11 protein-coding genes and 1 tRNA gene are annotated in these 12,770 nt (G+C 67.6%); 4 read left to right on the plus strand and 8 right to left on the minus strand.

Features of this window, described 5'->3' with window-relative positions:
- Window positions 1–131 precede the first annotated feature (131 nt).
- From LH19_RS24435 to LH19_RS24445, 3 genes are all read right to left on the minus strand, one after another.
- Window positions 132–854, minus strand: coding sequence for a response regulator transcription factor (locus tag LH19_RS24435; protein ID WP_082396133.1), 723 nt, complete (start codon window positions 852–854; stop codon window positions 132–134).
- 37 nt (window positions 855–891) lie between these two features.
- Window positions 892–966 (minus strand) — tRNA-Glu (locus LH19_RS24440).
- A 58-nt stretch (window positions 967–1,024) separates the two neighbouring features.
- Window positions 1,025–2,449, minus strand: a complete 1,425-nt coding sequence (locus LH19_RS24445) for an amino acid permease (protein WP_054734291.1) — start codon at window positions 2,447–2,449, stop codon at window positions 1,025–1,027.
- A 144-nt stretch (window positions 2,450–2,593) separates the two neighbouring features.
- On the opposite strand from LH19_RS24445, the gene LH19_RS24450 reads away from it, so the two are divergent.
- Entirely contained in the window at window positions 2,594–3,619 is a 1,026-nt protein-coding gene (locus LH19_RS24450) for an Ldh family oxidoreductase (RefSeq protein ID WP_145923592.1), read from the plus strand.
- Between the two features lie 18 nt (window positions 3,620–3,637).
- Here LH19_RS24450 and LH19_RS24455 read toward each other — a convergent pair whose 3' ends face one another.
- The 4 genes from LH19_RS24455 to LH19_RS24470 form a co-directional block, all read right to left on the minus strand.
- Window positions 3,638–4,297 carry a GntR family transcriptional regulator gene (locus LH19_RS24455; RefSeq protein WP_054732481.1) on the minus strand — a complete coding sequence of 220 codons (660 nt, stop codon included), beginning with the start codon at window positions 4,295–4,297 and terminating at the stop codon, window positions 3,638–3,640.
- 70 nt (window positions 4,298–4,367) lie between these two features.
- A complete protein-coding gene (locus LH19_RS24460; RefSeq protein WP_234716027.1) occupies window positions 4,368–5,627 on the minus strand; it encodes an NAD(P)/FAD-dependent oxidoreductase in 1,260 nt (419 codons plus the stop codon).
- Entirely contained in the window at window positions 5,624–6,619 is a 996-nt protein-coding gene (locus tag LH19_RS24465; RefSeq protein ID WP_054734299.1) for a 4-hydroxyproline epimerase, read from the minus strand. Before LH19_RS24465 ends, LH19_RS24460 begins: the two co-directional genes overlap by 4 nt.
- A 276-nt stretch (window positions 6,620–6,895) precedes the next feature.
- Window positions 6,896–7,819 carry a dihydrodipicolinate synthase family protein gene (locus LH19_RS24470; RefSeq protein WP_234716028.1) on the minus strand — a complete coding sequence of 308 codons (924 nt, stop codon included), beginning with the start codon at window positions 7,817–7,819 and terminating at the stop codon, window positions 6,896–6,898.
- A 107-nt stretch (window positions 7,820–7,926) separates the two neighbouring features.
- On the opposite strand from LH19_RS24470, the gene LH19_RS24475 reads away from it, so the two are divergent.
- Both LH19_RS24475 and LH19_RS24480 read left to right on the plus strand, forming a co-directional pair.
- Entirely contained in the window at window positions 7,927–9,357 is a 1,431-nt protein-coding gene (locus tag LH19_RS24475; RefSeq protein WP_054732486.1) for an aldehyde dehydrogenase family protein, read from the plus strand.
- Between the two features lie 254 nt (window positions 9,358–9,611).
- Window positions 9,612–11,054: an amidohydrolase family protein gene (locus LH19_RS24480; RefSeq protein WP_054732489.1), complete on the plus strand. Its 1,443-nt coding sequence runs from the start codon at window positions 9,612–9,614 to the stop codon at window positions 11,052–11,054.
- A 37-nt stretch (window positions 11,055–11,091) separates the two neighbouring features.
- On the opposite strand, the gene LH19_RS24485 is transcribed toward LH19_RS24480, so the two are convergent.
- Entirely contained in the window at window positions 11,092–11,682 is a 591-nt protein-coding gene (locus LH19_RS24485; RefSeq protein WP_054732492.1) for a TetR/AcrR family transcriptional regulator, read from the minus strand.
- A 187-nt stretch (window positions 11,683–11,869) separates the two neighbouring features.
- On the opposite strand from LH19_RS24485, the gene LH19_RS24490 reads away from it, so the two are divergent.
- Window positions 11,870–12,763 carry an ABC transporter ATP-binding protein gene (locus LH19_RS24490; RefSeq protein ID WP_054732495.1) on the plus strand — a complete coding sequence of 298 codons (894 nt, stop codon included), beginning with the start codon at window positions 11,870–11,872 and terminating at the stop codon, window positions 12,761–12,763.
- Window positions 12,764–12,770: the final 7 nt, after the last annotated feature.

Below are 12,770 nucleotides of genomic sequence, written 5' to 3' on the forward strand. Positions count from 1 at the left end.
GATTGCGCGTGCCAGGTGGGGTTGGCACGGGCGGGCGAACGGCTGCGCCGATGGGGACCAACTCAAGGGCGGTACGCCGTTCAATCTCCTTATAGGCGCCTTGCGACCGATCCGGCCGGTTCGGCCCCGCCTTATGCGCCGAAACGGATGGGGTTCGGCGGTTCGCCGGCCGATTCGGCGATGAATTGCAATCGCAGCAGTTCGGCGACGCTGCCGACCTGCGCGCGCCGCATGATGTTGGCGCGGTGCACCTCGACCGTCCGCGGGCTGAGGTCTAGGCGGCGGGCGATCGCCTTGTTGCCGAGCCCCGCGGCGATCGCGCCGACGATATCGCGTTCGCGCGGCGTCAGCGCGGCGAGCCGCATTTCGGCGTCGCGATGCCGGGTCAGCGCATCCTGCCGGAGGTGCCAGTCGCCGAGCGAGCGGTCGACGGCGCGGCGGACAAGCCGCGGGTCGAGCGGGGCGGGAAGCAGGTCCTGCGCCCCGCCGCGCAGGATCGCACGCGATTCTGCGATGCTCAGCCGGTCGGCGGCGACGAAAATCGTCGTGTTGGCGCGCCCCGCGATCCGCTCGAGCAGCGCGGCGCCGCTCGTCGGGCCCGGCTGACGCCAGTGGAACAGCAACAGGCCGCCTTCATGCTCGGCTTCGGCCTCGAGCCAGGCGTCGGCATCCGCAAAGCTGCGCACGATCCGGCTGCTGCCCGCCGCGAGCGCGCGAAAACAGGCCGCGCGCTCGGTCGGGTCCGGCAGGACGAGATGGATATGGCCCCCATGATCGCTCACCCCGCCCTGCTGCCGTGCCGGGCGCGGCAAGCCCAGCGCGATCCGGTCGGCTTCGGCGCCAGTTCGGAGCAAGGAGCAGGCGGCATGTCGTCGCCGCGGCGAAAATATCTGGTGACCCCTACGGGAATCGAACCCGTGTTTCAGCCGTGAGAGGGCCGCGTCCTGACCGCTAGACGAAGGGGCCATGGCGTGGCCGGAGAGCGCCTTTATCCCGCTTGCGTCCGGCAAGCAAGGGCGAGGCGTTACCCGGCCGCCGCCTCGTTCCGCGCCGCGACGCTGCGGGCGCGGCCGTAGGCGAGGTAGAAGGCCACGCCGATGACGTTCCACATCGCAAAGCGGGTCAGCGTGTGGGTGGGCAGGCTGGCCAGCAGATAGAGGCAGCCCAGCACCGCGAGCGTGCCGACGAGATAGGGTTTCGGACAGCGGAACACGCGCGGCAGGTCGGGATCGCGGCGGCGCAGCACCATCATGCACACCGCGACCGCGATGAAGGCGACGAGCGTCCCTGCATTGGCCAGTTCGGCGATCTCGTCGAGGCGGAAAAAGCCCGCGACGAGCGCCACGAACACGCCGGTGACGAGGGTGATCGTCGTCGGCGCGCCGCTGCGCGGCGAAATCTTGCTGAGGAAGCGCGGCAGCAGGCCGTCGCGCGCCATGACGAAGAAGATGCGGCTTTGCCCGTACATCATCACAAGAATCACCGACGGCAGCGCGATCAGCGCCGCGAGCCCGATGGCCCAGGCCGCGCCCGGATGCCCGAGCGTGCGGAGGACGAAGGCGAGCGGCTCGCTCGACTTGCCGAGATCGATGTACGACACCGAACCGATCGCGCTGATCGCGACGAGCATATAGATGAGCGTGCAGATCGCCATCGATCCGAGGATGCCGATGGTGAGGTCGCGCCCGGGGTTTTTGGCCTCTTCGGCCGAGGTCGCCACGGCATCGAAGCCGTAGAAGGCGAAGAAGACGATCGCCGCCGCCGCCATCACCCCGCGCGTCGTGCCTCCCTCGACATGGCTGCCGAACCCGTAGGGCATGAATGGCGTCATCTTGTCCGCGTCGAAGAATGGCAGCGCCAGCACGACGAAAGCGGTCAGCGCGGTGAGCTTGATCGCGACGAGGATGATGTTGAAGGTCGCGCTTTCGCGCGTCCCGGCGATCAGCATGCCGGCGATCGCCAGTGCGACGAGCACCGCGGGCAGGTTGATGATGCCGCCGGCATGCGGTCCCGCCAGCAATTGCGCGGGCAGATCGACCCCGAGCGACTGGATCCAGCCGACGAGATAGGCCGACCAGCCGACCGCCACCGTCGAGCAGGCAAGCGAATATTCGAGGATCAGGCTCCACCCCACGATCCACGCCAGCGTCTCGCCGAGCACCGAATAGGTATAGGCATAGGCGCCGCCCGCGGTCGGGATCAGCGTGGCCATTTCGGCATAGGCCAGCGCGGCAAAGGCGCATACCGCGCCGGCGATCGCGAAAGCGACGATCACCGCCGGGCCGGCGCGGTCGGCGCCGACGCCGGTCAGCGTATAAATGCCGGTGCCGACGATCGCCCCGACGCCGAGCGCGACCAGATGCGGCCAGCTCAGCGTCTTGCGCAACCCATGGGCCGCGTCGTGCGCACCGCCGATCGGCTTGCGCGGCCCCAGCCATCCCCCTGCCATATTCATCTTCTCCTGCGGTTTCCGGCTGACCTCGCACCCGGACGGTGCAAAGGTTGCGATCGGAAACTGGCGCAAAACTTAGCTTCCTCCAAACTTGTAAACAGTATACGAAATGGCGCAAGTTCAAAAATGAGGACCGCAAGGATGGAAAACGGCACGGTGACGATGACGCTGGGCGAGGTCGACAGGCTGGCCCGGCGAGTGCTGACGCAGCACGGATTGAGCGGCGACCATGTCGATGCGGTGGCGCGGACGATCGTTGCGGGCGAACGCGATGGCTCTGCCAGTCACGGCGTATACCGGCTGCTCGTCGCGGTGAATACGCTGCGGACGGGAAAGGTCGATCCGGCGATCGAGCCCATCATAACCCGCCCGGCGCCTGCCCTCGTGAAAGCCGACGCCGGCGGCGCCTTCGCGCAGCTTGCGATCGAGCGTGCGTTGCCGGTGCTGGTCGACAGCGCGCGGACGAACGGTATTGCCGCGCTTGCGGTCAACCGCTGCATCCATTTCGCGGCGCTGTGGCCCGAGGTGGAGATGGTGGTTGCCGAGGGGCTGGTCGCGCTGGCGACGACTCCAAGCCACGCCTGGGTCGCCCCCGCCGGAGGTCATCGTCCGCTGCTGGGGACCAATCCGATCGCCTTTGGCTGGCCGCGTCCCGGCGGGTCTCCCTTCGTCTTCGACTTTGCCACCAGCGCGGCGGCGCGCGGCGAGATCGAACTGCATCGCCGCGCGGGCAAGCCGATCCCCGCCGGCTGGGGACTCGACGCCGACGGACAGCCGACCACCGACGCGCAGGCGGCGCTCGACGGCGCGATGCTGACGTGGGGCGGCCACAAGGGGTCGGCGCTGTCGATCATGGTCGAACTGATCGCCGGGCCGCTGATCGGCGACCTGACGAGCGCCGAGTCGATGGCGTGGGATGCCGGCGCCGGCGCGTCGCCCTATGGCGGCGAGTTGATCGTGGCGATCGATCCCGCCGGCTTTCTGGGTCCGGCGGCGGCGGAGCATCTGGCCCGCGCCGAAACATTGTTCGGGGCAATGGCGGCGCAGGGGGCGAGGTTGCCGGGTGCGCGCCGCCACGCCAACCGGGCGGTCAGCATGGAGGAGGGGGTGCGCATCCCGTCCGCCCTGCACCGCGATATTCTGGCGCTGCTCGACACCGGGGGCTGACCCGCCGGCGCCGCGCGGTCAGTCGATCCGGTCGGCGGAAAACTGACGCCGCAGATCGTCGATCGTCGTCTGGATATGCGCGGCCGTCGCCCTGGCGACGGCATCGCCGTCGCGGTCCAGCCAGTGTCCAAGGATCGCCTGATGCTCCTCATTGGCCCGCTGGTCGCGCCCGAGCGGTTCGAGATGCTTGCGGACATAACGCTCGCCGAGCACGTGCAGCCGTTCGAGCATGTGGGTGGTGATCGGCTGGTTCGCCGGCTGGATCAACGCGAGGTGGAAGGCGCGGTTGAACCGCCCGACGCCGTCGCCATGCGCGTCCGTCACCTTGTCGAGTTCGTCGTGGACCGCGATCGCATGCTGCCGTTCGGCATCGCTGGCGCGCGCCGCGGCCAGCGCGACCAGTTCGGGCTCGAGCTTGAGGCGCAGCGCATAGACCTCCTCTGCTTCGGTCGCGCTGAGCGCCCGGACGAAATAGCCGCGGTTGGCCTGGCTGCGCACCAGCCCTTCCTGTTCGAGCCGGGTCAGCGCCTCGCGCAGCGGGATCTTGCTGATCCCCAGTTCGGCGGCGAGCGTATCCTGCCGGATCGCCTGATCGGCCGGAATCGTGCCGTTGAGAATCCGGTCGCGAACGAGGTCGACGAGCTGGTCGGCGAGGTTGCGGACGATAAGATTGGTCATCGATTTAGTTTCACTTGCCCGCAGCATGAGACGGCCTCAGTCTCTGCCTCACAGCGGGCGCGAGCGCAACTCATGTGAAGCGTCCGAGGTCGAAGGGCGCGAGATCGATGGGGGCAGGCTCGCCATCGATAAGCGCGGCAACCGCTTCGCCGGTCACCGCTGCGAGCGTCAGCCCGAGATGCTGATGACCGAAGGCATAAGCGACGGTAGGCTGTTCGGGGAGACGGCCGATCGCCGGAAGATAGTCGGGCAGCGTCGGGCGCGCGCCGATCCATTCGCTTGCCGGTTCGCCGAAATCGAGGCCGAGCGCTGCGACATGCGCGCGCAGCCGGGCCCATTTGCGCGGGTCGGGCGGATCTTCCGCGCGTGCGAATTCGACGAAGCTCGCGGCACGGAGGCCGTGCGCAAAGCGGGTGACGATCATCGAGCGGTCCTCGAACACCACCGGCGGCATGTCGACCGGCCAGCCGGTCGCGGTGCTTTCGATATGATAGCCGCGCTCGGCGATCAGCGGCACCTTATACCCGAGCGGCTTGAGCAGCGGCGCGGACGCGGCGCCGGCGGCGACGAGCGCGAGGCTGGCGGTCAGCGTTGTGCCGTCGTCGAGCGTCACGTTCGCACCCGCCGTGCCGGCAACGCCGACCGCGCGGGCGCGGCGTTCGCGTCCGCCGAGCGCGCGAAAGCGGGCATGGAGCGTCTCGCCGAGCGCCGCCGGATCGGCGATCTGTCCGCTGCCCGCGAACCGGATCGCGCCGGCGAGCGGCACGCGCGTCAGCCGTTGCAGTTCGGCCAGCTCGTTCGGCGGGACGCTATCGAACCGCGCGGTGCCGGTATCGGCCGCTTGCCAGTGGGCGAGCCCGGCGGCGGCGCTCGCGGCGCTTTCCCACACCACGACATGCCCGTCCTCGCGCAGCAGCGCGGGCGTCCCGGCATCGGCGAGCAAGCGCCGCCACGCCGGCAAGGCGTCGGCGAGGATGGCGGAAAGCGCTGCCTTGCCATGCGCGAAACGGGCCGGAGTGCTTGCGCGGGCGAGCCGGAGCGCGAACGGCAGCCATGTTACCATCGCGCGCGGCGGCAGGCCGACCGGACCGCCGCTGAGAAAGAGCCGCCGCGGGAAGCTGCGCAGCGTCGCGGGCGAGGCGAGCGGTTCGACCTGCTCGACCGCGATATGGCCGGCGTTGCCCCACGACGCGCCGCGCCAGGGACCGCCGGGCGCGACGAGCGTCGTCGCGACGCCGCGCCGCTGGAGCGCGATCGCGCTGGCGAGCCCGACGACGCCGTTGCCGATAACGATGGCGCTCGCCGGAATTGGGGCGTGGCGCTGTGTCACACGACGGTGAAGCCGGCCCAGAACGGGTCCTCGCGGTCGATCCAGATCGTGTTGAGGCCGGTCGCGATCGCCGATCCCTCGATCGAGGGAATGATGCCGTCGATGTTGCCGATCTTCGCCGTCGCCTCGACGCGGCCGATGAAGCGGCTGCCGATATAGCTTTCGTGGACGAAGCGGTCGCCGACGTTCAGCCGTCCGGTCGCGACGAGATGCGCGAGCCGCGCCGAGGTGCCGGTACCGCACGGGCTGCGGTCGATCGCGCGCTCGCCATAGAAGACCGCGTTGCGCCCGTCGGCGCCCTCGCCCTTGGGCCGGTCGGCCCACAGCAGGTGGGTGACGCCGCGGATGCTCGGCTCGAGCGGATGAACGGGTTCGTAGATGTCGCGGATCATCGCGCGGATCGTACGGCTGAGTTCGACGATGCGTGCGGCGCCGAGGTCGTCGAGGCCGGTGTAGGCCCCCTGCGGTTCGACGATCGCATAATAATTGCCGCCATAGGCGACATCGATGGTCAGCGGTCCGAAATCCGGGACGTCGATCTCGATCCCGCGCGCCGCGACATAGGCGGGGACGTTGCGGATGCGGACCGACCGGACGCGATCGCCTTCGGCTTCGTAGGTGATGTCGATCGTCCCCGCGGGAACCTCGACGACCAGCCGCCCCGGTTCGCGCGGGGTGATCAGCCCATGCTCGAGCCCGAAGGTGATCATGCCGATCGTGCCATGCCCGCACATCGGCAGGCAGCCGCTCGTTTCGATGAACAGGATCGCGGCGTCGGCGTCGCCGCACGGCGGGTACAGGAAGCCGCCCGACATCATGTCGTGCCCGCGCGGCTCGAAACACAGCCCGGTCCGGATCCAGTCGAACCGGGCGAGGAAATCGAGCCGGCGTTCCGCCATCGACGCGCCGCGGAGCAGCGGCGCGCCGCCCGCGACCAGCCGGACCGGGTTGCCCGCCGTATGCCCGTCGATACAGAAGAAGCTGTGCCGCATCGGCGTCAGTTCAGGGTCCGTACTCAATTGCAGCGCCGTCGAGGCGCCCAAATGGCGAACATATCGGGCCGAAAGACGCGCCACGAGGGCTGGTTGCCCTTGCCAGCGGCTTTCGGGCCGAGGTGGAAGCCATTTGGGCGTCCCGCAGGGATTTGATCAAAATGGCTCATTGCTTCGTCGAGAAGCCTTGAAATATCGACATATGTCTTCGCCTTCTCTTCTCGCACTGAGCCATTTTGCTTCAAACCTCGACGGCGCCGCAATTGAGTACGGACCCTAGGCCGCGACGGACGACTTGGCGACAGGACGCGTGCGGGCCGCTTCCTCGACCATCGCGATCACGTCGGCGCGGCGTTGGCCGGCCAGCGGCAGGCGCGGCAGGCGCACGCGTTCGGAACCGCGCCCCATGATCTCTTCGGCGAGCTTGATCGACTGGACGAGGTCGTGATCGGCATCGAGGTGGAGCAGCGGCATGAACCAGCGGTAGATGCGGCGCGCTTCTTCCCAGTCGCCGCGGTCGACGGCAGCGATCAGCGCGACCGATTCCTGCGGGAAGGCGCTGGTCAACCCCGACACCCAGCCCGAGGCGCCGAGCATCAGCCCTTCGAGTGCGATATCGTCGAGGCCGGCCATCACCGTGTAGCGGTCGCCATAGCGGTTGATCACGTCGGTGAAGCGGCGCGGATCGGGCGCGCTTTCCTTGATCGCGACGATCGTTTCGACGTCGCGAAGACCGTCGAGCGTCGCGAAATCGACGCTGACCCGGTACGCGGGCGGGTTGTTGTAGAGCATGATCGGCAGCCCGGTCGCCCCGGCCACGGTGCGGAAATGGGTCGCGAGTTCCTCGCTCGTCGGGACATAGACCATCGCGGGAAGCAGCATCAGCGCGTCGAGGCCGATCTTCTCGGCCTCTTTCGCATAGAGGGCCGCGCGATGCGTCGTGAATTCCGAAACGCCGGTGATCAGCGGGACGCGCCCGCCGACCGCCTCGACGCCGGCGCGCAGCACCGCGAGCTTCTCGTCGGGGTCGAGCGAATTATTCTCGCCGCACGTGCCGAGCAGGATGAGGCCGTTCACGCCGTCGTCGACCAGCGCGGTCAGCACGCGCTGCGTCGCGTCGATATCGATCGAACCATCGGCGGAAAATTGCGTCGTCGCGGCCGGGTAAACGCCGCGCCACAAATTGTCTTGATTTGTCACTGGACCTCCTGTCATATGAGGATCGTATACGATATAATCTACACCTTGCCAATCCGGTTTCTGCGGCTCGGCGAACGAAATTTTTCCATCGGGAAAGGGCAGACGTCATGAAGCTATCGCATCTGATCGACGGAGAATGGGTGGCCAGCGATGCGTCGGCGGCCAGCATCAACCCGTCGAATACCGAAGAGGTCGTGGCGCATTATCCGCTGGGCGGCGCCGCCGAGGTCGATGCCGCGGTCGCGGCGGCACGGCGCGCCTTTGGCGGCTGGGCGGCTGCGTCGCCCGAAGTGCGCTCCGACCTGCTCGACCGGGTCGGGTCGACGGTGATGGCACGCGCGGCCGAGCTTGGCGAACTCCTCGCGCGCGAGGAAGGCAAGACGCGCGCCGAAGCGACCGGCGAAGTGATGCGCGCCGCGCGCATCTTCAAATATTTCGCGGGCGAGGCGCTCCGCCGCCACGGGCGCACGCTCGAATCGACCCGGCCGGGGCTCGACGTCGAAGTGTGGCGCGAGGCGGTCGGTGTCGTCGGGCTGATCACGCCGTGGAATTTCCCGATCGCGATCCCCGCATGGAAGGCGGCGCCGGCGCTCGCCTTCGGCAATACGGTGGTGCTGAAACCGGCGCAGCACACGCCGGCGGTCGCGCATGCGCTCGCCGCGATCATCGCCGAGTGCGGCGCCCCGGCGGGCGTCTTCAACCTCGTCCTCGGCCAGGGGCAGGTCGGCGCGGCGGTCGCGGCGCATCCGGGTATCGACGCGATATCCTTCACCGGGTCGCAGGCGGTCGGCGGCAAGGTCGCGCAAGCGGCGGTCGCGCGCGGCGCGCGCGTTCAGCTCGAAATGGGCGGCAAGAACCCGCTCGTCGTGCTCGCCGACGCCAATCTCGACCGCGCCGTCGCCATCGCGCTCGACGGCGGCTTTTTCCAGACCGGCCAGCGCTGCACCGCGTCGAGCCGGGTGATCGTCGAGGATGCGGTCCACGACCGCTTCGTCGCGGCGCTCGCCGAACGGGCCTCGGCGCTCCGCGTCGGCGCCGCGCTCGATCCGGCGACCGAGGTCGGGCCGGCATCGAACCAGAGCCAGTATGAACAGAATCTGCGCTACATCGACATCGCCACCGCCGACGGCGGCCGGCTGGTCACCGGCGGCGATGCGCTGCGCCTCGATACCCCCGGCTATTATATGCGTCCGGCGCTGATCGCCGACACCGCGCCCGACATGCGGATCAACCGCGAAGAGGTATTCGGGCCGCTCGTCTCGACGGTTCGGGTCAAGGATTATGACGAGGCCCTCGCGGTCGCCAACCAGGGCGACTTCGGGCTGTCGGCGGGGATCGTCACCACCAGCCTGGCGCGGGCGCGGCATTTCCGCCGCAACGTCCGGGCGGGCATGGTGATGGTCAACCTGCCGACCGCCGGGGTCGATTATCATGTGCCGTTCGGCGGTACGCGGGGGTCGAGTTACGGTCCGCGCGAACAGGGTTTCGCAGCGGTCGACTTCTACACGCAGATGAAGACCGTCTATGTCGGCGATTGACCGGACAGGCAGCAGAATCTGGCTGATATCCGCTAATTACACCGGTTCCCGGCGTTTTCTGCGGTGCCTCTTGAAGGCGTAGCACTTAGTTTTCCTCGCCCTCTGGACCAGCATTATTGCGTTGCTTGGGGCTTCATCGGTCACTCATTTTAGAAAGGCGGACATCCATGCAGAGCCGGGATGACAAATTGAAATCGACGCAAAGCGCCAGCCGGCGTTGCGAGGTGTCACGCGAACGAAAAGAGGGGGCCAGGATGAAGATCGCTGCATTGCTTTCGGGGTTGCTGCTGGGTGCGGCCATGATCGCGCCGTCCGCAATCGCGCAGGACAATGGTCCGGAAGCGCGTCCGATCTACAATCGCGACCAGTGGCTGCCCAAATCGGTGCCGACGTCGGACGACGTGCTGCGCATTCCGGTTCCCGCCGACTATAATGCGCCGAAGGGATCGTTCGTGCTCGTCGGCGGCCGGCTGTTCGACGGCACCGGCAAGGCGGCGCGCCCGGCAACGATCGTCGTGCAGGGCAAGGCGATCACCGCCGTCCTCGGCCCCGACGACAAGAACTGGCCCGCGGATGCCGTCGTTTACGACGTCACCGGCAAGACGGTGATGCCGGGCCTTATCGATCTGCACAGTCATTTGACCTTCATGGAAGGCGCCGACGCGGCGAGCGTCTATTCGTCGGCGAACATGAGCGGCGCCGAATCGGTGATGCGCGGCGTCAAGCGCATGGGCGTCTATCTGCAGGCGGGGGTGACGAGCGTGCGCGACGTCGCTTCGCACGGCGACGCGCCTTTCGTGCTCAAGCGGCTGCAGGCGGAAGGCCAGCTTCCCGGCCCGCGGATCATGGCGGCGGGGCAGCTGATCACCCAGACCGGCGGGCATGGCGCGCTGCATACCTTTCAGCCCGGCTATCCCGAAATTCACGACCAGAACCCCAATTCGATGGTCCGCGTCGCGTCGGGCCCCGACCAGTGGCGCGAAGCGGTGCGCATCCAGTTCGCCAAGGGCGCTGACCTGATCAAGCTGGCCAGCGAATATTCGCAGGCGGAAATCACCGCCGCGGTCGACGAGGCCCATTCGCTCGGCCTGCCGGTCACGGTCGACAGCGAAACACAGTACATCGACATGGCGATCAAGGCCGGCGTCGACTCGATCGAGCATCCGCTGCCGCGCAGCGACGCCGCGGTCGCGCTGATGGCGAAACGCGGCATCGCTTCGGTGCCGACGCTGGTCGCTTATCGCGTCATCATGCGCGGCAGCGGCGGCTATTTCGGTTCGACCTCGCGCCGCTTCGAACTCAACGAGCAGGTCAACGAGAATATGGTCGCCAAGATGCGCCGCGCCGGGGTCAAGATGGGGATCGGGCTCGACGTCGTGGCGCTGGCCGGGACGGACTTCCTGCCCGGTTCCTATATCGACGAACTCGAATCGTTCACGCGTATCGGCTTCACCAAGAGCGAAGCGCTGGTCGCGGCGACCAAGACGGGGGCCGAGATCATGAAGATGGGCGACCGGCTCGGCACGATCGAGCCCGGCAAGCTGGCCGACATCATCGTCGTCGACGGCAATCCCGACGAGGATTTCGCGGCGCTGCGCAAGGTCAAAACCGCTTTCGTCAACGGCCGCCTGATGCTGCAGGATGGCCGCATCTACAAGCCCGCGCACGAAGAAGTGCCGATGCCGGAGCGGAAATGAAATGACCGCGGGGCGCGCAGATCCGGCCGGACCGCGATCAGGGCGCGGCGTCGTGGCTGCCGTGGCCCAGCGCGGCCATGGCGGCGGCGATGATCGTCGCGCGCCATTCGCGTTGCAGCCCCATCGTCACCGCAAGCCGCGCCGAGAAATTGGCACCCGCCAGGGCGGTGAAGGCGCGCGCCAGCCGGTCGAGATCGGGATCGGCCAGATCGACGCCCAGCGATGCCACGACTTCGAGCCCCAGCTCGGTAAAGCGGGGATCGCGCTCCCCTCCTTCGCTTTCCAGCAGCTCGCCTTCGCGCGCCAGTTGCTGGGCAAAGGTCGACATGCCGGGAAATTCGAAGGTGCTGTCGACGACATTCTCGACGAGGGCGCGGTCGCGGTCGATGCCGGGCGCGAAATCGCCGAGTTTGGCGATCCGCTCGCGCGTCATCTTTTCGTAACGGTCGACGACCGCATCGAACAGCGCCTTCTTGCTGGGGTAATGGTGGAGCAGCCCGGCTTTGGAATATTTCAGCGCGTCGGCGATCTGCTGGATCGACGCGCGCGCGAAGCCGTGGCGGCCGAACACGCCCGCGGCACAATCCAGGATTTCGGCGTCGATTTCGGCGCGGGTCGGTCTTCGCATGGTCGCTTCCTAGCATGGCCGCGTTCGCGCCGGTCAATCTTCGATCGCCGTCCGACCCGGTCCCGTTTCACAAAAAACTTGTAACAGTCCAATTTGGTTGGTAACCGACCATATTGGTCGGAGAATTGATAGGCCCGGCGCTATAGCGGCGTCAACCCGTCTTCGAACGTATTTCAGGAGAGAGACCTTGCTGAATCTACAGGGTGTTGAGCATGTATATCCGAACGGCACGCGCGCCCTCGACGGCGTGACGATCTCGATCGGCAAGGGGATGTTCGGGCTGTTGGGGCCGAACGGTGCGGGCAAATCGTCGCTGATGCGGACGATCGCGACCCTGCAGACCCCGACCGCCGGCGCGATCCGCTTCGGCGACATCGACGTGCTCGCCGAGCCGAGTCGGCTGCGCGCGACGCTCGGCTACCTGCCGCAGGATTTCGGCGTCTATCCGCGCGTCTCGGCCTATGACCTGCTCGATCATATGGCGTCGCTGAAGGGCGTCGTGAACGCCGCCGATCGCAAGGCGACGGTCGAAACATTGCTCAACCAGACCAATTTGTGGAATGTCCGGACCAAGGCGGTCGCGGGCTTTTCGGGCGGCATGCGCCAGCGCTTCGGCATCGCGCAGGCGCTGATCGGCAACCCCGAACTGATCATCGTCGACGAACCGACCGCCGGCCTCGATCCCGAGGAGCGCAACCGTTTCTATAACCTGCTTGTCGAGATCGGCGAGAATGTCGTCGTCATCCTGTCGACGCATATCGTCGAGGACGTCGCCGACCTGTGCCCGCGCATGGCGGTGCTCGCCGGCGGCCGCATCCAGGTCGAGGGTGCGCCGCTCGACCTGATCGAACGCAGCCGCGGCACGATCTGGGCCAAGACGATCGAACGCGACCGGCTCGCGGAAGTGCAGGCGACGTATGAGGTGATCTCGACGCGCCTGCTGTCGGGCAGCACCATCGTCCATGTCCTGTCGGACAAGGATCCGGGCAACGGCTTCGTGCCGGTCGAGGGCGCCCTCGAGGATGTCTATCTCTCGACGCTCAACCGCTCGCGCCGCGCCGCCGCCGCCAAAGCCGCTTAAGGGGCCA

It is taken from the genome of Sphingopyxis macrogoltabida, from assembly GCF_001314325.1.
In the GTDB taxonomy this organism is placed as follows: Bacteria; Pseudomonadota; Alphaproteobacteria; order Sphingomonadales; family Sphingomonadaceae; genus Sphingopyxis; species Sphingopyxis macrogoltabida.